A 22033-nucleotide genomic window follows, 5' to 3' on the forward strand; every position below is an offset into this window, starting at 1 on the left:
GCGGAAACCTCATCGACGGGGGTTAGTTGCGCGGGTGGCGCAGCTCCTCGAGAGCATCGGCGAGATCATCCGGATAGGGACTGGACACGCTCATCGGCATGCCCGTGCGGGGGTGGGCGAATCCGAGTCGAACGGCGTGCAGCCACTGGCGTGTGAGACCCAGGCGCTCCGCCTGGGTCGGGTCCGCGCCGTAGAACGTGTCACCCACGCAGGGGTGCCCGACGGCGGCCATGTGCACGCGGATCTGGTGGGTGCGTCCCGTCTCCAGGTGCACCTCGGTGAGCTGAGCACCCGCCATGAGTTCGAGCGTGTCGTAGTGGGTGACGGCGCGCTTTCCACCGTCGATGACGGCCATGCGCCACTCGCGCGAGGGATGTCGACCGATCGGAGCGTCGATCGTGCCCGAGGCCGGGTCGAGGTGACCGGCCACGACGGCGTGGTACACCTTTTCGATCGTGCGTTCTTTGAACGCGCGCTTCATGACGGTGTATGCGAGCTCGGACTTGGCGACCATCATCGCACCCGAGGTGCCCACGTCGAGCCGGTGCACGATGCCCTGGCGCTCGGGAGGGCCGTAGCTGGTGATGCGGTATCCCGCCGCCTCCAAGTTCCCCAGGACCGTGGGCCCCTCCCATCCTGGGCCCGTGTGGGCGGCGACGCCAACAGGCTTATCGACGACGACGATATCCTCGTCGTCGTAGAGGATCGCCATGTCGGTGACCGGCGTCGGCTTGCTCTCCGGTTCCGGAATGGTGACCTCGATGATGTCGAGGGCCCCGAGCCGATCGGATTTGCCGGCGGCAACACCGTTGACGAGAACGTGCCCCTCCCCCGCCAGCTCCGCGCAGCGCGAGCGCGACAGGCCGAGCATGCGGGCCAGAGCGGCGTCGACCCTCTCACCCACGAGGGCGTCGGGGACGGGAAGCATACGGGAACTCACTGAGCGTCCTCCTTCGATGGTTCACGAGAGAGCGCGAGGGCAAGCAAAGGCGCCCCGAGGACGATCCAAATGTCTGCAACATTGCCGACGAACCAATTGCCGTAGGCGATGAAGTCGGTGACATGACCGACGCCGAAGCCAGGCTCGGCAGTCAGTCGGTCGATCAGGTTTCCAACGGCACCCCCCGCCAGCAGCGCGATCGCCAGCAGGGTCGAGGCGCGGCGGACGCGACGCGCCATCACGACCAGCACGCCGATGATGACGACGGTGAAGATCGTCAGAATCCACGTCTTGCCGGCGGCGAAGGAAAACGCGGCACCCGAATTGTGCACGAGGGACAGCGACAGCCACTGCCCGATGAGCGGGCGCGGCCCCTGGCCACCTAGGACGGTCCGCGCCCACATCTTTGACACCTGATCGGTGGCAATAGCGGCAGCGAACACGAGGCCCGCGTACATCCACGTTGCGCGGGTATGGGTCGGGTGAGAGGAGTCAGCCATGGTTCCCTATCTTAAACGACCGGCGGCGGCGCACCACAAAGTGCACCGCCGCCGGTCAAAGCGATTGCGATCAGTTCTCGCCGTTGTCGACCTCTTTGAGGAGGGTCTCGAGGTGGTTGCGCAGATTCGAACGGTACTCGGCCTCGAAGGTACGCAGACCGTTGATCTTGTTCTCGAGCAGCTCGCGCTCCTGGTCGAGCTGGGAGAGCAGCGAGTCCTTCTGCTTCTGGGCATCGGCGATGATCGCGTCGCGCTGCGCGTTGGCCTCGGCGATGATCTTCGCGGACTGCTCTTCGCCGTCGCGCACGTACTCGTCGTGGACGCGCTGGGCGAGGGCCAGCATGGAGGTGGCGGACTCCGCATCCTGCGGGCCGGTGAGGGCCGGGGCGGCGGGGGCCGGGGTCTCGACGACCGGGGCTGCCACGGGGGCGGGGTTCTCGGCCGGCGTGTAGTCGGAGTTGGACAGCTCGGCAATGCGGCGCTCAGCGGCCTCGAGCTTTTCCTTCAGATCCTGGTTCTCCATCTGCAGGGAGTAGATGGTGGAGACAACCTCGTCGAGGAACTCATCAACCTCGTCCTGGTCGTATCCCTCGCGGAACTTAACGTACTGGAACTTCTTATTGAGGACATCCTCGGTGGTGAGCAGGGCCATTTCTTCGCCTCTCGGTCGTTTCGATTGGACGTGCGGAAGCCGCACGCCTGGACGACCGGGAAGGCCGCCCGCTATCACGTCACGAAAATAATAACTGAAATTGTCACACTAGCAACATCCATCACGAGGTGAGGGCCGTTTTTGTGGGACCTCTCATCCCCCATTTTGAGCGCTACAGGCTCAAAAAGTACAGGAAAGTAGCGAAGCGCTGTCCAACAATAAGCACCAGGAATAAGAGCATGAAACCGACATCGATTGCCATGCCTCCACCCAGGCGCAGGGGCGGAACGAAGCGCCCGATCCAACGAATCGGAGGATCAGTCAGCGCGTAGAGAACATTCGCGAGGACCAGCAGAATGCCACTCGGGCGCCATCCGCGCGCGAAAAACTGAACCCAGTCCAGAATGACGCGTGCGAACAGCACCATCATGTAGAGGTTGATGAGAACGCTCAGTCCCCACCCGATCCAGCCAAGAATGGCCACGAGCGACCTCAGCCCTGGTTGTAGAGGGAGCCGCGACGGCTGGAGGCGTTATCACCCGCAACCTCAACCGTGGCCGGCGACAGAAGGAAGACACGGTTGGTGACGCGCTCGATGACGCCGTGCAGGCCGAAGGACAGGCCGGCTGCGAAGTCAACCAGTCGACGCGCTTCTTCCTCACCCATGTCGGTGAGGTTGATGATGACGGGCGTACCGTCACGGAACGCCTCACCGATCGTGACGGCGTCAGAGTAGGCGGTGGGGTGGATCGTCACAATGCGAGTGAGATCCTCGGCCGGCTCGTCACGGCGAATGCTGGTCAGGGTCGGACGGGACACGGGAGTAATGTCGGCCACGGGAGCTACCTCTTCCATCTCGTCGAATTCATCGAACTCATCGATGGGCTCCTCCGGTGAGTACCAGCCCATGAACTTACGTGCGCGTGCACCGAACGACTCGCTCATTGTTCCTCCTTCAGCCGATGCATAGCCACAAGCTACAGTTACCGAGCGGCATCGCCGAGCAGGGCGCTCGGCGCGTCGCAAGGACCGCGCCGGCGAGCCTCGTCACGGGGCGTTTCCGCGTCGAAACCATGGCGCGGGAAAGCCGCCGACCCGCGGCCCATTCGGAGGTGTAGGCCCCAGTCAGGCGGGAACGATGATGAGCGCCTGGCGACCGCAGAACGAGTCGGCGCGATACGAGAAGAGGTCGGCATCCTCGAGGGTGCAGCGCTCGTCGATATCCACTCGCACGCCCCGCGCTCCCAGAGTCGAGGCTGCAGCGTGGGGAAGGTCAAGTGCGGGGGTGTCCCACGACGTGACAGAACGGATGCCGGGCATGAGTTCTTCGCTCTCATCGGCCATGTCTGCGGGCACCTCGTAGCAGCGCCCGCAGATCGCCGGGCCGATCAAGGCGTCGATGGGGCCGCCGTCGAGGTTACGGATGCAGTCAACGGTCTTGTCAAGGATCCCGCCGAGAAGACCGCGACGACCCGCGTGCACGGCTGCGACGATCTGACCGGAGGCGGCGGAGAACACGACGGGCAGGCAATCCGCGGTCTGCACGGCGAGGGCAGGAGCTCCCTGCCAGCCACGGGCGTCGACGATGATGCCGTCGGCGTCGACGGGCCCCCACTCCCCCGTCGCAGGCTTACCGAGCGCCTCTCGGGAAGCCGCCAGAGTGGGCGCGCTCTCGCATCGAACGATGAGTTCTACCCGGGTTGAATGAGTCTGATCCATCCAAACAATATCGCGTCCGAGCGTCGCCACCAGGGAACGTCTGCGCTCACGCACGAGCGATTCCTGGTCACCCACATGCAGGCCAACATTGCCGCATAGCGCTCCGGTGCCCGGGTCCACCTCGGTGAGGTGGACCCGAGCACCGGCCCAGAGCTTGTCACTCATCAGCGCAGGAAGGGAGGAATATCCAGCTCTTCCTTCTCGGGCGCCTCGGGGTAGACGCGAGGAACCTCGAAGGAGCGCTCGGACTCCTCGTACTCAGCGGCAGCGGGCGTCTCGACGGGGGCCGGAGCGGCCTCACGCACGGGAGCCGCAACATCAGCGCGGTGCTGCGGGCGACGCGTCGACAGCTGAGTGATGCGGGTGGTCTCGGCGGCCGGAGCCTTGGCCTCGGGAGCGGCAGGACGCTGCTGAGCCACCGGAGCGGACACGCGGGCAACGTTCGGGCGCGACAGGGCCGCATCCGTGGCCTCGTCGAAACCGGCGGCGATGACCGTCACGCGGATCTCGTCACCCAGGGCATCGTCGATGACGTTACCGAAGATGATGTTCGCCTCGGGGTGGGCTGCCTCGCGCACGAGCTGCGAAGAGCTGTAGACCTCTTGCAGGCTGAGGTCGGAGCCACCCTGGAAGAACATGAGCACGCCGTGGGCGCCGTCGATCGAGGCTTCCAGCAGCGGGGACGAGATGGCGCTCTCGACGGCGCGCAGCGCACGATCCTCACCGGTCGCCGCACCGATACCCATGAGGGCCGAACCGGCGTCCTTCATGACCGACTTGACGTCGTTGAAGTCCACGTTGATGAGGCCGGGGGTGGTGATCAGTTCGGTGATGCCCTGAACACCCGAGAGGAGCACCTGGTCGGCAGCACGGAAAGCGTCGAGCACGGAGATGTTCGCGTCGGAGATCTCCAGGAGACGGTCGTTCGGGATGACGATCAGGGTGTCGACCTCTTCGCGCAGGGTCGTCACGCCACCCTCAGCCTGAGCCGCACGACGGTTGCCCTCGAACGAGAAGGGACGGGTCACAACGCCGACCGTCAGAGCGCCAGCATCGCGGGCGATCTTCGCGACAACGGGGGCCGCACCGGTACCGGTACCACCGCCCTCACCGGCGGTCACGAACACCATGTCTGCACCCTCAAGTGCGGCGGTGATCTCGTCAATGTGATCCTCCGCAGCCTTACGGCCGACGGCCGGATCCGCGCCGGCGCCCAGGCCGTGCGTCAGTTCGCGGCCGATGTCGAGCTTGGTCTCGGCATCGGACATGAGCAGAGCCTGCGCGTCAGTGTTGACGGCAATGAACTCAACGCCCTTGAGGCCGACCTCGATCATTCGGTTCACGGCGTTAACTCCGCCGCCGCCGACGCCGACGACCTTGATCACTGCCAGGTGGTTTTGCGGTGTCGCCATGGATGTCTCCCTTGCATCAGACCCTCAACCTCTAGTTGAAGGTTGATGTTTAACGTGCTTCGTGTCGGAAAGAACCTAGGGGTCCGCGGGCAATCCTTCAAGCCAACACGCGGACAAAAGAAAAGGCTTAACTGGTCACAGGGTGATTCGGCGACGACACGTCGTAGGTGCTCGCCTGAACATTAGCCAGTAGAGTCGCCAACACCCGCGCCTTTTGCGGCGCATCTCCGCGGGTTCCCCACTTGACGGTCTGACCACCGCGCAGCGTGAAGTTCACCTGAGTTCCCGTCGACGTCACGGCCGACACCTGGGCGCGCGTCGCCTCGTCCAGCGCCCCCAGCACGGAGGCAATATCTGCCGCGCCAGTCGCCCGGTCCTCCGGGAGTGTCACGAGCGGGTAATCCCCCGCCGACGGCACCTGCTGGAAGGCGACGCCCTGATCGTCCACCAGCCAGTAGCCATCCGAGGCGGCCTCAACAGCCATGCCCGTCCGCATCGTCACCGACACGCGCAGGCTGGCAGGCCATCGACGCGACACACTCGCCGAGCGCACCGCCACGTTCGACTCCACCGCGCGTGCCACCGCCTGCGTATTCAGGCGCGTGAGCGGAACCCCCTCGAAGGAGGCAATTGACGAGCGCACGGAATCCGCCGTCACCAGCGTGCCGTCCTCGCCGGAAACGACGACCGCGGACGACGACAACGCGAAAACGGGCGAGAAGAACGCGCCCCACACGACTCCCACCGCGAGCGCGAGCGTCACAAATGTGAGCGCGATACGACGAGCGAGGAGAAAACGACGCGCGCGGGTGCGCTCACGCAGGCGATCCCCCAGATCCGTTGCCTCCTCGCCGCCCAGCAGGGATGCGGCATCGGCGACGGGCATGGGACGGTCCACGGTCGTGCGCGCGCGGCGGCGCTGCGTGAGCGAGGAGGAACGACGCTTCGGCTCCTGCGCGTCCTCATCCGCAGACGGGGACACGATCTCATCAAAAGACGAGGCGGCCTCCTCCACGCGCGACGACTCTTCCTCGGGGGAGCGAGCTCCTCCCGGGCGCCTCGGCGACGGTGGCCTCATGCCTCCATCCGCTTCCACTCATCGAGTACGTCGGACGCACAGCGAGTGATCGATCCAGCGCCCATCGTCAGGCACACGCCGCCCTCGGGGGTCAGCGAAGCGGCCAGGCGGGCGGCCTCGTGCATGTCCTCGACGTAGAACGCACCCTCAATGCGCGACGAAATGAGGGACGAGTCGACTCCCGGCTCGGGATCCTCCCGGGCGCCGTAGATGCCGGCGAGCACGACGTGGTCCGCGCCCGACAGCGCCTGGGCGAAACGCTCCGCGAAGATACGCGTGCGCGAGTAGAGGTGCGGCTGGAACACGACGGTCACATCACCCTCACCTGCCACGACATGCGCCTCGCGGATCGCGGCCTCCACCTCCGTCGGGTGGTGGGCGTAGTCATCGAACAGGCGACGCGAGCCGACCTGGCCGCGCGCCTCGAACCGACGTGCCGCGCCGGTAAACTCGCCCAGGCCATCCGCAATCGCCTGAGGCGACAAGCCGCATTCGATGCCTGCCACCCACGCGGCAGCCGCATTGAGCACGTTGTGCTCACCGGGGACGCTCAGCGCCAGCGACGCGCTGAGTTCGCCCCACGTCAGCGACGCGCCAGCCCCGTGCGCTTCCACGCGCACGTCAGCGATCACCACGTCGGGGGTGCACAGCGAACGCTCGCGGCGACCGTAGGTAACGACTCGCAGCCCTTCGGCGCGCGCCGATTGCGCCAGCCGAACAGCACCCTCGTCCTCGGCGCAGGTCACCAGCAGGCCCCCGGGGACCATGCGGCGCGCGAACTCGACGAAAATCCCCTCGAACTCCTCGCGGGAGTGGTACCGATCCAGGTGATCGGGCTCGACGTTGGTGACGATCTCGATCGCCGGGGTGTAGTTCAGGAACGATCCGTCCGACTCATCGGCCTCGGCGACGAACACGTCCCCACCGCCCAGGTGTGCGCCGGTACCCAGCTGGGGCAGCACTCCGCCCACGGCCACCGACGGGTCCAGCCCGCAGGCCGACAGGCCGATCGCGAGCATGCCCGACGTCGTCGTCTTCCCGTGCGCGCCGGCGACGCCGACAAAGCGCATGCCCGAGGCCGCGAGAGCAAGAGCCTGCGAGCGGTGAATGACGCGCTGGCCGCGCTCGTGCGCAATCGCCAGCTCCGGGTTGTCCTCGCGGATAGCAGTCGAGACCACGACCACGGAGCTCGGGTCCACGTGCGAGGCCTCGTGCCCGACGAAAGCGCGAACGCCCACCGAGCGCAGGTGCTCGAGAACGGCGGATTCCTCTCGGTCAGAGCCTTCGACCGTGGCGCCCCGAGAAGCCAGCAGCTCAGCGACGACACTCATGCCCGCGCCGCCGATACCAATCAGATGGAAACGATCCTGCAGCGTCGGCTCACTCATGGCAGGCCTCCTTCACCTGTTCCAAAGCCAGATCCGCCAGCGCACGGGCAGCCCCCGCGCGGCCCAGCGACTGGGATGCGGCCGCCATGTCCGCCAGGCGGGTCGAGCCCAGCAGAGGGAAGACGTTACGGCGCACGAAGTCGGCCGTGAAGTCCTTGTCGTCAACGAGCTGGGCTCCGCCGGCGGCCACGTGGTCCGCCGCGTTCAGACGCTGCTCACCGTTACCAATCGGCAGCGGCACGTAGATGCAGGGCAGGCCCAGGGCCTCCATCTCGGCCACTGTTCCCGCCCCCGACCGACACACGACGAGGTCCGCGACGGCCAGCGCGTCCTCCATCGTCGTCAAGTAATCAATGACGTGCCAACGATCCGACAGACCTGCTGCCTCAACGGCGGCGCGCACGGGCTCATCCTTGCCCCGGCCGGTCAGGTGCACAACCTGGGCATGCTCCGGAAGCGCATCGGCGGCAGCGGTCACCGACTCGTTGACATGCAGAGCACCCAGGGAGCCGCCCGTCACCAGCAGCGTCGGCGCATCCGCATTGATGCCGAGACGCTCGGCTGCCTCGCGGCGCGCCTGGGCAGCACCCTCAGCGTCTGCGCGGCGGTCCGCAAGCTCGGCGATCGCCGCACGCAGGGGTAGGCCGGTCACGACCGTGTGACCGTTGCGCGCCTTCAGCGGAGAGGAAGGGAACGTCAGAGCGACGACCGCTGCGTTGCGCGCGCCCACCTTGTTCGCCAGGCCGGGTCGCGCGTTCTGCTCGTGAACGACGATAGGCACGCCCACGCGCTTCGCCGCAATGTACGCGGGCGTCGACACGTAGCCACCAAAACCAACGAGCACATCAGCGCCTTGAAGCGCCTGAGCGCAGCGCTTCACGGCGTCCGCGAAACGACTGGGAAGAGTGAAGAACGCCAGGGAGGGACGCCTCGGCAATGGAACGCGGGGAATCTCTACGAGCGGGAATCCTGCGGCGGGAACCAGATCCGCCTCCAAACCAGCCTTCGTCCCCAGGACAACAACCTCAGCTCCACTCTCGCGCAGCTGCGCCGCCGTCGCCAGCAGAGGATTCACGTGACCGGCGGTGCCGCCGCCAGCCATCACAACCTTGACCATATGCGTCTCCTTTACGCGTGTGCGTGACACCAGTGTAGCGAGCCGCGCAGGCCAGCAGGTGCCTCGGGCACCTCAGCGCGCCGAGCGACGGCGAGGGGCGAGGCGCGGATCACGCCCAGCCGAGGCCTCGTCGGGGCGGCCGATCATCCAAATACCCGCGCGTGCTCGAGCAAACGAAGCAACGACGGCAATCGCGGTGATCGTAAACAGGAACGACGAACCGCCGTAGGACACGAGCGGCAGAGGCACGCCGATAACCGGTCCCAGTCCCGTCACGGACAGGACGTTGATGACCGTCTGGATGCCGATCCACGAAGCCACGCCCGAGGACACGATCGTCACGAACAGATCCGAAGATTCGCGCGCCACGCGGAACATGCCCCAGATCAGCAGGCCCAGGCACAAGAGCACGCCAAGGGTGCCGAGCAGGCCAAATTCCTCGCCGACGATCGCAAAAATGAAGTCCGTGTGCGCGGCCTGCAGGTAGTTCCACTTCTCGCGCGAGGCTCCCGGCCCGAGGCCGGTCAGGCCACCCGAGCCCAGCGCCCACAGAGAGTGGTCAATCTGTTCGGGAGCAGACTCATCCGGCCCCTTCGACGTGCCCGGGAGAATCGCCAGGATACGGCGGATACGCGTCGGGTTCGACAACACGAGCAGCACCATCGTCGGGACGGCGAGCACGACGAGGCCACCGAACCAGCGCTTGGGCAGACCAGCCACCCACATCGCTCCCAGCGCGCCGACAGCCACAACCATCGCCGTGCCCATATCTCGGCCCAGCATGACCGCGCCAAGCGCCGTCAGAATCGGCAGGCCGACGGCCAGACTCATCGCCTTCCAATCACCGCGCTTCGACGCCGACTTCGAGACCATAAAAGCCAGGAACACGATGAGCGCAAGCTTGAGGAACTCGGAGGGCTGGGCCATGATCGGACCCACCTTCACCCAGTTCGCATTACCACCCTCCGAGCGTCCCAGAGGGCTGAGAACCAGGGATTGGAAGCCCAGTGCGCCCACGAACATGACGGGGGCCAGGTGCATCAGCCACCGTTGAGGCACGAGGAGGACAATCGTCGCAATTACGAGCGACACGAGGATGATGATCAGCGGGCGAGCGTAGGCCGTGTAGGGGTTCTCCCCCTGCGCGATCGCCGTCACAGTCTGCGCCGAGAAGCCCATGATGAGACCGAACACCGACAGCAGCAGAGCCGGCACGATGACGAGGTAGTACGTCAACGCCGGATCATCCTTGCGTTCCTGCCCCGACCCGAATCGGATGCGAGGCAGCGTGATCGTCGGAATGTGCCAGCCGCGCTTATTCGTCGCCACCGGCACTCCCCCACTGGGCTGCCAGGCGCGACACAGCATCGGCAAACGCGTCGCCACGCTGACCGTAGTTATCGAACTGATCCCACGACGCGCAGGCCGGGGCGAGCACGACGGTGTCGCCCGGCATGGACAGTGCCACGGCCTCATTGACGACCGAGAACATCCAGTCCTCGTGGCCATCAACCTCGACGCGGGGAACGTCCGGCGCACCGGCCTGCAGCGCTTCCACGAGAGGCGCGCGGTCCTCACCGATAACGACGACACCGCGCAGCGTCGGCTCGACCTGGCGGATCAGTTCCGTGAAGTCCTGTCCCTTCGCGTCGCCACCGACGATCCAGATCGCGCTGCGCGGCGGCAGTCCCGCGAGAGAGGCGCGCGCCGCGTGCGCATTCGTCGCCTTCGAATCGTCCACCCATGTCAGGTCCGCGGCGTGGGCGATAATCGCGCGGCGGTGTCCGGCCGGCCGGAACGCGCGCAGACCCGCCTCGACTGCCTCGGGCTCAACACCGTAGGCGCGGGCAAGAGCCGCAGCAGCCAGGGCATCCGAGACGACCGCGGCGGACGGGTGGGGGCCGTACGCCCCCGCCAAGTCAGAAATGTGCGCGAGGGCGGCAGCGTGACGCGCGCGGTCCTCCACAAATGCGCGGTCAACCAGCAGGCCCTCGACGATGCCGAACTGAGAGACACTCGGCGAGCCGAGGGTCAGCCCGATCGCGCGAGCCCCCTCCACGACGTCGGCGTTCTCCACCATCTGCTCGACGCGTCGATCGGACGCGGGGTAGACACATGCGCGGATCGTGTTCTCGTAGACGCGCGCCTTATCGGCCGCATACGCCTCCACGCTGCCATGCCAGTCCAGGTGATCAGCATCCACGTTCAGGCAGATCGACGCCAGGGGCGAGACGGTGCGTACCGTGTGCAGCTGGAAGCTGGACAGCTCCACCGCGAAGACCTCGGCGTCAGAGTCAATCGCCCGCGTAATCGGCGTCCCGATATTGCCGACCTGTTCGGCCTTGGCGCCCGCGCACCGCAGGATCTCGCCGAGCATGCCGACAGTCGTCGTCTTTCCGTTCGTGCCGGTCACGACCAGCCACGGGCGACCCGCGTGCGGGCCTTCCTCCTGCAGACGCCAGGCGAGTTCCACCTCGCCCCACACCTCGATGCCGGCGGCCTCGCAGGCCGAGAATACCGGGTGGTGTGCGGGAATACCGGGGGAGACAACGACGAGGTCGAGGTTGGCCTCGACGATCGCGCGTGCGAGAGCCTCAGGATCATCGTCGACGTGAACATCAACGCCGGCGACGTCATCGAAGAACAGGGATTGTCCCCCACGCGCGTCGAAGGCACGCACCTGCCAGTCGCGCGCGAGCAGTGCGCCAGCGGCCCCCTGCCCGGACGTGCCCCAGCCGACGACAGCAGCGAAACGGCTCATCGAAGGGACACCCACTCCGCGTAGAACATGCCCGCGCCGGCCACCGCGATGATCGCAGCGATCAGCCAGAAGCGGATAACGATCGTCACTTCCTTCCACCCGAGCAGCTCGAAGTGGTGGTGCAGCGGCGCCATGCGGAAGACGCGCTTGCCGGTGGCCTTAAAAACACCGATCTGGATGACGTCGGAGAGGACGACAGCGACGAAGAGGCCACCGACGACGATGGCAAGCAGCTGCGTCTGGGTGAGGATCGACAGGCCCGCGACAGCTCCACCGAGAGCGAGGGCACCCGTGTCACCCATGAAGATCTGAGCCGGCGAAGCATTCCACCACAGGAAGCCCGCGAGAGCACCGATCAGTGCGGCGCAGAAGATCGCCAGGTCGAGCGGGTCGCGCGTCGAGTAGCAGTTCGCCTGGTTCGCACCAAGCTGCGTACACGCCTGGATGCGCTGGAAGTAGGTGATGAACGTGTACGCGCCGAAAACGAAGATCGAGACGCCCGCGGCCAAGCCGTCGAGGCCATCCGTCAGGTTCGTCGCGTTCGACCAGGCAGTGACGATGAGGTTGGTCCAGATGAGGTACAGGGCGATGCCCAGGCCGAGGCCTGCAAAGCCCAGGGTCATGGCCGTGGGACGCGCGAAAGAAATCGCGAGGGTGCCCGGGTATTCATCGAACTCGTTGGGTTTAATGAGCGTGCCCAGGGCAAAGAGCGAGGCCACGGCGACCTGTCCGATGATCTTGCCGGAGGGGTGCAGGCCGAGAGAACGCTGACGCATGATCTTGATGCCGTCGTCGAGGAGGCCGATCACGCCCAGGCCGACGAACAGGAAGATCAGCAGCAAGCCGGACCACGACGGCCCGGCACCCGCGACAAGAGAGCCGATCAACCACGCGACGACCGTTGCGAGGATGATGACGACGCCACCCATCGTGGGCGTGCCGCGCTTGGTGAGGTGCTGGGTCGGCCCATCCTGGCGGATGAACTGTCCATACTGGTGCATGACCAGGAAACGGATGAGGATTGGCGTGCCCGTCACGGACAGGGCCATCGCGATAATAAACGCGGCAATAAGTCCAATCACCGGGTCGTTCCCTTCTCCCGCAGGATGTCAGCCACCTGCCACGATTGTGAACCGAAAGAACCCTTGACGAGGACGACTGCGCCGTCCTCGGCGTGTTCCAAGGCGAGCCGCGCGGCATCCTGCGGATCCGCGGCAACCTCGCGATTGGGCACCTCGGGGGCTCCCTCTAGATAGTAGTGGGCATCTGCGCCAAGACCAATGAGTGTGTCGACTCCCGCATCGGCAATCAACGCGCCCACCTGCTGGTGGAGCGACTGGGAGTCCTCGCCCAGCTCGAGCATCTCACCGAGAACGGCGATGCGCTGGCTGTCGCGACCAATTGAAGCGAGGGCAGCGATGCCCGCGCGCATCGAATCCAAGTTCGCGTTGTACGAGTCATCAATCAGCGTCAGGTCCGTCCCGTCAACGCGCAGCTCGTGGACGTCCATGCGGTGCGGGCTCAGCGCACGAGCGCGTGAGAGGACACTCGCCACGGTCTCAAGACCAACCCCGAGGGTGAGCGCACCGGCGGCGGCTGCGAGCGCGTTCGCGACGTGGTGGCGACCCACGATCTTCAGCTCGACGGGGGCCTCTCCTTCGGGGGTCACCAGGGTGAAAGATGCGCGGTCGGCGCGGTCGAGGCGCACGTCGCGCGCGACGACGTCGGCACGCTCGTTGCCCGAGGCCGAGAAACGGATCACGCGTCCGGTTGCCAAAGGAGCCATGGCCTCGACGTTCGGGTCGTCCGTATTGAGGATGACCGGACCGCCCGGGCGGGTTCCCTTGATGAGTTCGGCCTTCGCGGCCGCAACGCCCTCAAAACCACCGAAGCCGCCCACGTGGGCGTGGCCCACGCACAGCTCGATGGCCACGTCGGGGGCGACAATGTCCGTCAGGTAGGTGATGTGGCCGGGCCCTGAAGCGCCCATCTCAAGGACGAGGTGACGCGTCGTCTCGTCGGCCAGCAGCACCGTCAGGGGCAGGCCGACCTCGTTATTGAAAGACAGCTTGGGGGCGACCGTAGGCCCGTCCTCGCTCATGATCTGGAGCAGCAGGTCCTTCGTGGTCGTCTTACCCACGGAGCCGGTCATCGCGATGACATCCAGGTCGCCGCCACTGCGCAGCTTCTCGACGTGCGCGCGGGCCAGCGATCCCAACGCCTCGGTCGAATCCTCGACGACGATCTGGGGCACGGCCTCGTCGACCTCGTGCTCGACGATGACGGCGACCGCGCCGCGCGTGGCCGCACCGGACACGAACGCATGACCGTCGGCGCTCTCACCGCGGCGCGCAACGTAGAGCGACCCTGCCTGAGCCTCGCGGGAATCCGTCACCACGGGCCCCGTCACGGGAACATCGTTCCCGACGAGGCGACCCGACACTGCCACAGCGATCCACTGGGCTGATGCCTGCATGCTTTACTCCTTCAGACTCACGGGGTCGTCGGATACAGGTTAGCTGACCCCGTAGACGCGGGGATACCCAGGTTCGCGACCGCTGTACGCGCAATGTCGCCAAAAAGCGGGGCTGACGAATCAGATGAGACCGACGCCACCTTCGGATTGTAGAGAACCACGGCGATCGCCAGGCGCGGCGCATCCGCAGGGATAATGCCCGCGGTGGTCGACACGAGGCCCGAAGCGCCGTCAATGACGGTCTCGGCGGTACCCGTCTTCACGCCGACCCGGTAGCCCGGTACCTTCGCGGCACCAGCGGTACCGCGGTCATCCTCAACAACGGATTCCATCATGGTCAGCAGCTGCGAGGCAGCCTGCGCATCCATGACCTGCACGGGCTGGCTGGTATCGGGAACCTCGACCGTTCCATCCGCGTTCGTCCACGACTTCACGATGTGCGGCGAAATGCGCACTCCCCCGTTCGCGATCGTCGCGAGAGCGGAAGCCTCCTGCATCGCCGTAATCGCGTAGGCCTGACCGAACATCGTCACGTAGCGATCGCGCCCCTGCCACTGGTCGGCATTGCGCAGCAGACCCGCAGATTCGCCAGGCAGCTCGATACCGGTCTCCTGACCAAAGCCAAAGGCGCGCATCATGGAGTAGCGCTGATCATCGCTCACCGTCTGACCGATGAGTACCGTTCCCGTGTTCGAGGACTCCGCCAACACACCCGTCGCCGTCAAAGTCTCACCATCGTGCTCGTGGAAGTCCGTGATCGGCCCACCGGCATCGGGCAGATCCAGCGCGTAGGGAACCTGGAAGACACTCGTCGGGGAGATCGTCCCCTGGTTGAGAGCCACTCCCACGGTCACGAGCTTGCCCACCGAGCCCGGCTCGAAGGCGTCCTGCACCGCGTGCACCTTCTGGGGCTTGGCGTTGTCGGGTTCCGTTGAGTTCGAATCTGCCATGACGAGGACATGCCCCGTCGCAACATCTTCGATGACGACCGCGCCCCAGTCGGCATGGTGCTTCGCGACGCGCGCGTCCAGGAGGTCCTGCACCTGGTGCTGAAGGTCAGCGTGCATCGTCAGCTCGACGTTACCACCGTTCTTGGGCTCCACCGTCGTCTTCTTGCCGCCGGGCATGACGGCGCCGTTAGGGGCGATCTCAAAGGCCTGCGCGCCCGGGGTACCCGTCAGAAAGGCGTCGAACTGTGCCTCAATGCCCGAGGAGCCCTGCCCATCGGCGTTCACCGTACCGATGACCGGGGTGGCCACGTTGCCGTTGGGGTATTCGCGTTCGAAGACGGACTCCCACTCGATCCCGTAGATGTCAAGCTTACGGATCTCACGGTAGGTCACCGCATCGACGTTTCGCTTGATGTATTCGTAGGTCGAGTCGCCCAGCATCATGCCGCCCAGCTCTGCCTCGTTCATGCCGAGGAGCGGGGCAAGCTGACGAGCGGCCTCAGCGGGGCCACGCCCGACCTCGTTGCCGTCATCGTCGCGGTGCACATAGGCGCGGATATTCAGCTGGTTGACGGCGATGTCGTAGGTCTGGATCGAGTTCGCCAGCACCACTCCGGTTGCGTCGGTGATCGTTCCGCGCGCGGCTGCGACTTCCGTCGAGGATGTGCGCACACGCTGCCCCTGGGCAGCCAGGGATGGGCCTTCAACGATCTGCAGCTGCACGAGCCGCACGGCGCAGATGCTCAGGGCAAAGATGAAGAATCCCAAGACCCAGCGCGAACGCGTGATGACGGTATCCATAGGCACTCGCCTCCGAGTTACTTCGCGGGGATTCCAGCCTCGACAGTGCCGGTCTCAAGCGTGATGAAACCCGACTTGCCGGCGGGCACCATGCCGTTCGCCTTGGCCGCCTTCTCCAGTTCCGTCGGCGAGGCTTGACGATCCAGCTCAGCGCGCATGGTCCACGACTGCGCCTCCAGTTCGTTGAGCGCGAGCTGCTGCTCGCGGATCTCAAAGGAGGTCTGCGCCATGCGGGTGTTGAGCACCATTGAGGTCACCACAGATGCCAGAGCGACGATGACGAGGAGGGCCACGACAGCCATCAGGGAACGGCGCGGGCGGGTGCCCTGGACGAGACGAAGCTCGTGGACCTCGTCGCGGCGCAGCTCGGGGCGTGCTGCGGGACGTGCCTTCGCGGTTGCTGCACTCATGCGAGGTCCTTCCATTCACGGATGAGCTCCGCGCCGCGCAGTCGCACGGAAGCGGATCGGGGATTGTGGTCTTGTTCGGCCTGGTCGGCCTTGTTTGCGCCCTTCGTCAACAGGCGCAGGCTGGGAGCCATCTCGTCGGGGATGACCGGCAGTCCGGGAGGCGCTGCGGACGTGGAGCCGCGGCGCAGCACATCTTTGACTATTCGGTCTTCAAGGCTTTGGTAGGACTCCACGACGAGGCGCCCGCCGACTCTCAGACTGGACAGCGCCCGCGGGAGCGCCCGCTCCAAGATGGTCAACTCGTCGTTGACCGCAACGCGCAGCGCCTGGAACGTGCGTTTCGCCGGGTTGCCGCCCGTGCGCCTCGCAGGTGCCGGGATTGCCTCGCGAATGATGCCCACGAGCTCTCCGGTGCGAGTGATGGGCGCGTCGTCTCGGCGGCGGATGATGAGCCTGGCGATCCGGGGCGCAAACTTCTCTTCGCCGTAAGTGCGCAGGATACGGATTAGTTCACCCTCCGAGGAGGTGGCCAGCAGGTCCGCCGCGCTCTGCCCGCTCGTCGCATCCATTCGCATGTCGAGCGGAGCATCCTTCGAGTAGGCGAAGCCGCGGTCGGCCTCGTCGAGCTGGAGGGACGACACTCCCAGGTCCATGAGAACGCCGTCCACGCGAGCGCCCGTACCGAGCTGCTCCTCAACGGCCACATCAATGTTGTCGTAGGTGGTGTGGACCGCGCGGAAACGTGTCCCGAAGCGCTCAAGGCGTGCCGAGGCCAGCTCGATGGCCTGGGGGTCACGGTCAATGCCGATGACGGTGAGTCCCTCAAAACGCTCGAGAGCTCCCTCGGTGTGACCGCCCATGCCGAGGGTTCCATCCACGAGGACAGCACCGGGGCGTTTGATCGCCGGGGCGAGCATGTCGAGGCACTCACGTAGCAGCACTGGGACGTGACGCTCGCTCGCGGGGCGCGACGAATCGCGCACCGGCTCCGATGCATCGCACATGTCGCGCCTCCTTTACGTTTATCGCCTCGATCCGTCCACCCAGGTCCCCCACCGTGCTCCGCCACCGGGGAAGTGATGTCGGAACAGCGGGCGGAGACCTGAACGTACGGGTCAGAACATCCCGGGAATAATCTCTTCTGCTGTATTGGAGAAGACCTCCTCCTGGACCGCGAGGTATTCGCGCCAGGCCGAGGCATCCCAGATTTCGGCTCGCGAGCCCGCGCCAATGACGGCGAGCTCACGACCCAGACCGGCGTATGCACGCAGGTCTGCAGGGACGCTAATGCGCCCCTGCTTGTCCGGGACCTCCTTATAGGCACCCGAGAGCATCACGCGGATCCAGTCACGCGCCTGCTTGGACGACAGGGGCGCGCGGCGCAGTTCCGCGGTCATGTTCTCGAACTCCGACGCAGGGAATGCGTAAATGCAGTGCTCTTGTCCGCGAGTGAGGACGATTCCGCCCTCCATGTCCTCGCGAAAGCGCGCGGGCAGGAACATGCGGCCCTTGTCGTCGAGCTTTGGCTCGTACGTACCGAGGAACATGTCACCGCCCTCCCCTGTTCGGAACTTTCCCCCACTTTAACCCACTAGACCCCATATTTACGCGGGAACTTACGGCGTGGCGCGAGATACATCGAGCCAAAATGGCGGAATTTCAGCGAAAAAATCAGGTGGAGAAAAGTGGGGAAATCTTGCACACACTCGGTGAGTCGCGCCGTCATGGATGACGGCTGCCAGAGGCGATAACGGGATGCAAAACAGGTGCAATTCGTTGTTATTACAGCATTTTCACGAGGCATGGGAGCGTTTAAAGGGCACCGGTGCCACTCTCGGGGAGGACAGTGGGGAGTGAGGTGGGGAATCCCGGGGAGCACAGTGGGGAGCACAGTGGGGAGCACAGTAAAGCGGGGCGAGCCGGCTAAACCGGCTCGCCCCGCTTCATCAGTCGTATGGAACTCCTAGTCGTTGTCTCGACGGTCGTCCCAGCGGCGCTCCTGGTCCTGGATGAAGGAACTCCATCCGCTGCTCTTGTCTGCGCCACGCGCGGACGATTCATCGGCCGACTCTGACGACGATGCTCCCGGGCGCGACAGGGCGTAGAGGACACCTGCGACCGTCAGCGCGAAACCGGCGACCCCCAGGAGGATCGAGAGGATCGAGTAGCCCAGCGACACAGCAGCGACCAGGACGACCATGCCCAGGACCGCTCCGGTCAGGCCCAGCGCGATGCGACGCGGCGCGCGCGGTCCGCGAGCCGACTCGGGGTCTTCTTCGACCGCGGGGGCGGACATCTGGGAGGCCAACGCCGGGTCTTCCTCGCGCAGGGACGCTTCCATCTGCTCGAGGATCTTTTTCTCGTACTCGGTGAGAGCCATTGGGTGCCCCTTTCGGACGGTGTTGTCCTCAGCTTAGCGCGTGTGACACGCCGGAGACGAACTGGCCTTACAGGAGCGTTCCCTGCGTGGGCTCTTCGTTGCCGGGGTCACTCCCCTGCCCGTGCGCCTGAGCGCTGGGGCCGGCGGGAGAAGCCCCGGCCTCGTCGCCATCCCCACCAAAGGAGCGCCTGCCCGGCACCTTCTTACCCAGGAGCGTGGCGGGGGCGAGCGCGCCCGCGCCGAACTTGTCACGGATCTGATCCATCGCACGCTCGGAGGCGGCGGGCCTCTCATCGCGGTCGAGTGTGACGGCGACGCCGCCCGAGCGCGCCTGCAGCCCCGCCACGCGTACGCCGAAGAGCCGCACTCCCCCGATCGGCATGTCCTCGCGGGCGAACAGGCCCTGTGCCGCCTGCGCAATATCTCGCCCCGTGTCGGTGGGGGCCACGAGGCTCACGCTGCGCGTGATCGTATGAAAATCAGTGCCGCGCATCTTGATGTCCACGGTCCACCCCACGACCCCTCCGGCGCGCAGCCTGCGGGCGCAGTCGTGCGAGGCCGCCAGGATGAACTCTTCAATGTCTGCCCGCGAGCGCACGTCCTCCTCGAAGGTTCTTTCCATGCCGACCGATTTCTCCGCGCGTGTGGGGGCGACGGGACGCGGGTCTATGCCCCACGACAGGTCGTGCAGGTGGTGGGCTGAAGCGACGCCAAGGAGCTTAGTGAGGCGCGTGAGTGGGGCGTTGGCGAGGTCCCCGATCGTGTCAATCCCCTCCCGATCGAGGATCGCCGCGGTCTTTCCCCCAACTCCCCACAGTGCTCCAACGGGCAGTCCGTGGAGGAAGTCGACCGTGGCAGCCTGCGGGATGAGGAGCAGGCCGTCGGGCTTGGCGTGCGAGGAGGCAATCTTGGCGACCGACTTGGTGGCGGCGATTCCGATGGATGCGGGTAGCCCGACGGCTTCGCGGATACGCGCACGGATGAGTCGAGCGATCTGGGTGGGCGATCCCAGCCTGCGGCGCGCCCCGGAGACGTCGAGGAAGGCTTCGTCGATGGAGACCTGCTCAAGGACGGGGGTGACGGTGGCGAGAATCGCCATCACCTGGCGGGAATAGCGTTGATAGAGGCCGTGGTTGCCGGGGATGAATGCGGCGCCTGGGCACAGGGCGCGGGCGCGCGAGGTGGGCATGCCTGCACGCACGCCCAGGGCCCGGGCCTCATAGGTGGCGGAGGTGACGACTCCGCGCCCGGACGTGCCGCCTACGATGATGGGGCGGCCGACAAGGCTCGGGTCCTCGCGCATCTCAACCTGCGCGAAGAAGGAGTCCATGTCGACGTGCAGGATCGGCGTGGCGCTATCGTCCGATCCCCAGTCGCGTTTGGCGCGCGCGTCCCTGGGAGCGTTTGACATGTCACCTCCTGTGCCCGTGGGCGTCATCCATGGTTACAGTGTCCACCATGGCACGCTCATCTTCGTCACGCGACATCTCCTTCGACACGGATTTCGGCTCGGCCCGGATCCGCTGGTACGGTCCGCGCGCGACGCTGTTCCTGGGCGACGTCGAATCGTCCGCGGTCGACACGTCGGACCCCACGTACTTGGAGTTCGAGTACATGCAGCATATGGACGCCGTCGTGTCCTCGCTGTGGGGTCCCCAGGATCGTTTCCGTGCGCTCCACGTCGGCGGCGCGGCCTGCGCACTCGCCTGCGCATGGTCCTCGTCTCGCCCGAATTCGCGCCACGTCGCCGTTGAGGTCGACCGTCTTTTGGCCGAGCAGGTGCGTGAGCATTTCCCCATCCCGGGGGCCCCGCAGGTCAAGATCCGCGTTGGTGACGGGCGCGCGGTCCTCGACGGGGCGCGAGAGGGTTCTTTCGACGTCATCGTGCGCGACGCGTTCGCGTCGGGCGTGACTCCCGATCATCTGCGCACGGTGGAGTGCGCCGATCGGGCACGGCGCGCCCTGGCGGCCTCGGGGGTGTACCTGGTCAATTGCGCGCACGGAGGCCCAGCCAACGCGCGCCAGGACGTGGCCGCCCTGCAGGAGGTGTTCCCCTTCGTGGCATCCATCCAGGACCCAAAGGTGGGGCGAGGGGGACGGCGCGGCAACGTCGTCGCCCTCGCGAGTGCCGCCGACGTTGTGGACGTTGATCAGATCGATCGGGCCCTGCGCACGCTGGCTCTCCCGGCCCGCATTACGAGGCCGGCAGACCTGACACGCTGGGTCGCAGGCACGCGGGCGCTGACAGACTCGCTGGTGGGCTATCCGCAGGCGGACTGACGCTCCAACGCACGGGTGAATTCACGCGCACGGGCGAGCCCGGGTACGTGGATAGAGCTCAGGCGCGGTGACGCGGAGCCGAGGGACCCGTGCCCTTTCCGTTGCGACGCGCCTCGATGCGTGCAAGCACGTCCTCGATCGTGTCGGGCTTGGAAGGTTCCTCGGATTCTTCGGTGCGCGGGGCGCGCTGAACGGACTCGATCTCCTCGTCCTGGGCGCGCGAGACCTGCGCCAGGTAGGCCTCGATGACGTCACCGATATCCTTCGGGGTCTTCTCCTCGCCGCCCGCAGACGGGCGCTGACCGAGTCCGGGCAGAGGGATCGCACCCTCCCCTCCGGTCCACGCATCGAAGTGTTCCTCGAGGTTGGAGACCGTGTGCGAGATGTCGGGGTTTCCCTCCACGAGCTTGGCGATGTTCTCTTGGTCCTGCGCGGCCCCCTGTTCGAGATCACCGACGGGCAGAGACAGGTCAGCAAACTTCGCGAAGGAGGTGAGCAGGGCCGAGGAGGCCGCCGGGTAGCCGGTGTCCGCCATGTAATACGGGACCGCGCCGAGCAGCACCAGCCCGCCAATGCCTCGTTGCCCCATGCGGATCTGCATGAAGGTGGACAGCGGGGAAGGGAACTGCATGTGATTCGAGATCGCGCCAGACCCCGGGGGAAGCAGCGACGCGTCGGTGGCCTGCACGTGCACTGGCGTCGGTCGCGTGTGCGGCACGCCCGAGGGCACCCCGTGCAGCGAGAAGGTGATCTCGACGCCGGCACGCTCGCACAGCTCGTTGATCGCGTTCGTGAACGACTCCCAGTGCGCGTCGGGTTCGGCACCGTGCAGGACCAGGATCGGGTTGCCCATGTCGTCTTCGACGAGGTCAAGGACAGTTTCGGGCATCACCATGTCCGGGGAGGACGCCCAGTTATCGACGGTCACGATCGGGCGGTGCGAGCGGTAGTCCATGAGCGCATCCGCATCGAAGGTCGCGACCCGCTCGTTGTGCAGGGAACGCAGGAGCTGGCCGATCGCCATACGTCCGGCGGCCCCGGCGTCAATCGCCCCATCAAAGTGGATGAGGAGAATCTTCGCCTTCGCGCCGGCGGCGGGACCGTCGGCATACAGGTCAGTGGCGTTGATACTCACGTCTTCTCCTCATGCTGATTCTTCTGCCTCGTGT

22 protein-coding genes are annotated in these 22033 nt (G+C 66.0%); 1 reads left to right on the forward strand and 21 read right to left on the reverse strand.

The window, feature by feature from the left end; all coding sequences use genetic code 11:
* Positions 1-22 precede the first annotated feature (22 nt).
* From ACTODO_RS07140 to dinB, 20 genes are all read right to left on the reverse strand, one after another.
* Complete coding sequence (locus ACTODO_RS07140) at positions 23-928, reverse strand: RluA family pseudouridine synthase (RefSeq protein WP_003792676.1); 906 nt, start codon at positions 926-928, stop codon at positions 23-25.
* 8 nt (positions 929-936) lie between these two features.
* Positions 937-1440 (reverse strand): signal peptidase II, encoded by a 504-nt coding sequence (gene lspA, locus ACTODO_RS07145; protein ID WP_034512285.1) that lies wholly within the window; start codon positions 1438-1440, stop codon positions 937-939.
* A gap of 70 nt (positions 1441-1510) precedes the next feature.
* A complete protein-coding gene (locus ACTODO_RS07150; RefSeq protein ID WP_003792678.1) occupies positions 1511-2092 on the reverse strand; it encodes a DivIVA domain-containing protein in 582 nt (193 codons plus the stop codon).
* Positions 2093-2264: 172 nt separating this feature from the next.
* A complete protein-coding gene (locus tag ACTODO_RS07155; RefSeq protein WP_003792680.1) occupies positions 2265-2576 on the reverse strand; it encodes a YggT family protein in 312 nt (103 codons plus the stop codon).
* A gap of 8 nt (positions 2577-2584) precedes the next feature.
* Positions 2585-3037 (reverse strand): cell division protein SepF, encoded by a 453-nt coding sequence (locus tag ACTODO_RS07160; RefSeq protein ID WP_003792681.1) that lies wholly within the window; start codon positions 3035-3037, stop codon positions 2585-2587.
* Positions 3038-3217: 180 nt separating this feature from the next.
* On the reverse strand, positions 3218-3976 hold the full coding sequence (locus ACTODO_RS07170; protein WP_003792684.1) for a purine nucleoside phosphorylase YfiH/LACC1 family protein: 759 nt from the start codon (positions 3974-3976) through the stop codon (positions 3218-3220).
* Positions 3976-5223: a cell division protein FtsZ gene (gene ftsZ, locus ACTODO_RS07175; RefSeq protein ID WP_003792685.1), complete on the reverse strand. Its 1248-nt coding sequence runs from the start codon at positions 5221-5223 to the stop codon at positions 3976-3978. Before ftsZ ends, ACTODO_RS07170 begins: the two co-directional genes overlap by 1 nt.
* Before the next feature lie 127 nt (positions 5224-5350).
* Complete coding sequence (locus ACTODO_RS07180; protein WP_003792686.1) at positions 5351-6238, reverse strand: cell division protein FtsQ/DivIB; 888 nt, start codon at positions 6236-6238, stop codon at positions 5351-5353.
* 59 nt (positions 6239-6297) lie between these two features.
* Positions 6298-7689: a UDP-N-acetylmuramate--L-alanine ligase gene (murC, locus tag ACTODO_RS07185; protein ID WP_003792687.1), complete on the reverse strand. Its 1392-nt coding sequence runs from the start codon at positions 7687-7689 to the stop codon at positions 6298-6300.
* Positions 7682-8806: an undecaprenyldiphospho-muramoylpentapeptide beta-N-acetylglucosaminyltransferase gene (gene murG / locus ACTODO_RS07190; protein ID WP_003792688.1), complete on the reverse strand. Its 1125-nt coding sequence runs from the start codon at positions 8804-8806 to the stop codon at positions 7682-7684. Before murG ends, murC begins: the two co-directional genes overlap by 8 nt.
* 72 nt (positions 8807-8878) lie before the next feature.
* On the reverse strand, positions 8879-10174 hold the full coding sequence (locus ACTODO_RS07195) for an FtsW/RodA/SpoVE family cell cycle protein (RefSeq protein ID WP_003792689.1): 1296 nt from the start codon (positions 10172-10174) through the stop codon (positions 8879-8881).
* Positions 10122-11567 carry a UDP-N-acetylmuramoyl-L-alanine--D-glutamate ligase gene (gene murD, locus ACTODO_RS07200; RefSeq protein WP_003792690.1) on the reverse strand — a complete coding sequence of 482 codons (1446 nt, stop codon included), beginning with the start codon at positions 11565-11567 and terminating at the stop codon, positions 10122-10124. Before murD ends, ACTODO_RS07195 begins: the two co-directional genes overlap by 53 nt.
* Positions 11564-12649, reverse strand: coding sequence for a phospho-N-acetylmuramoyl-pentapeptide-transferase (gene mraY, locus ACTODO_RS07205; RefSeq protein WP_003792691.1), 1086 nt, complete (start codon positions 12647-12649; stop codon positions 11564-11566). The genes murD and mraY overlap by 4 nt, the downstream gene beginning before the upstream one ends.
* Positions 12646-14043 (reverse strand): UDP-N-acetylmuramoyl-tripeptide--D-alanyl-D-alanine ligase, encoded by a 1398-nt coding sequence (locus ACTODO_RS07210; protein WP_003792692.1) that lies wholly within the window; start codon positions 14041-14043, stop codon positions 12646-12648. The genes mraY and ACTODO_RS07210 overlap by 4 nt, the downstream gene beginning before the upstream one ends.
* Before the next feature lie 17 nt (positions 14044-14060).
* Entirely contained in the window at positions 14061-15794 is a 1734-nt protein-coding gene (locus ACTODO_RS07215; protein ID WP_003792693.1) for a peptidoglycan D,D-transpeptidase FtsI family protein, read from the reverse strand.
* 17 nt (positions 15795-15811) lie between these two features.
* Positions 15812-16204 carry a cell division protein FtsL gene (gene ftsL / locus ACTODO_RS07220; RefSeq protein ID WP_003792694.1) on the reverse strand — a complete coding sequence of 131 codons (393 nt, stop codon included), beginning with the start codon at positions 16202-16204 and terminating at the stop codon, positions 15812-15814.
* Positions 16201-17208 carry a 16S rRNA (cytosine(1402)-N(4))-methyltransferase RsmH gene (gene rsmH, locus ACTODO_RS07225; RefSeq protein WP_003792695.1) on the reverse strand — a complete coding sequence of 336 codons (1008 nt, stop codon included), beginning with the start codon at positions 17206-17208 and terminating at the stop codon, positions 16201-16203. The genes ftsL and rsmH overlap by 4 nt, the downstream gene beginning before the upstream one ends.
* 111 nt (positions 17209-17319) lie before the next feature.
* On the reverse strand, positions 17320-17751 hold the full coding sequence (gene mraZ / locus ACTODO_RS07230) for a division/cell wall cluster transcriptional repressor MraZ (RefSeq protein ID WP_003792696.1): 432 nt from the start codon (positions 17749-17751) through the stop codon (positions 17320-17322).
* 416 nt (positions 17752-18167) lie between these two features.
* Positions 18168-18584, reverse strand: coding sequence for a DUF3040 domain-containing protein (locus ACTODO_RS07235; protein WP_003792697.1), 417 nt, complete (start codon positions 18582-18584; stop codon positions 18168-18170).
* Between the two features lie 67 nt (positions 18585-18651).
* Complete coding sequence (gene dinB, locus ACTODO_RS07240; RefSeq protein ID WP_003792698.1) at positions 18652-19995, reverse strand: DNA polymerase IV; 1344 nt, start codon at positions 19993-19995, stop codon at positions 18652-18654.
* A 29-nt stretch (positions 19996-20024) separates the two neighbouring features.
* Between dinB and ACTODO_RS07245 the strand changes: the two genes are divergently transcribed.
* Complete coding sequence (locus ACTODO_RS07245; RefSeq protein ID WP_003792699.1) at positions 20025-20864, forward strand: spermidine synthase; 840 nt, start codon at positions 20025-20027, stop codon at positions 20862-20864.
* A gap of 58 nt (positions 20865-20922) precedes the next feature.
* On the opposite strand, the gene ACTODO_RS07250 is transcribed toward ACTODO_RS07245, so the two are convergent.
* The gene (locus ACTODO_RS07250) at positions 20923-21999 is read right to left on the reverse strand and encodes a PAC2 family protein (protein WP_003792700.1); all 1077 of its coding nucleotides are present in this window, start codon (positions 21997-21999) and stop codon (positions 20923-20925) included.
* Positions 22000-22033 lie beyond the last annotated feature (34 nt).

Source organism: Schaalia dentiphila ATCC 17982, from assembly GCF_000154225.1.
Classification (GTDB): Bacteria; Actinomycetota; Actinomycetes; order Actinomycetales; family Actinomycetaceae; genus Pauljensenia; species Pauljensenia dentiphila.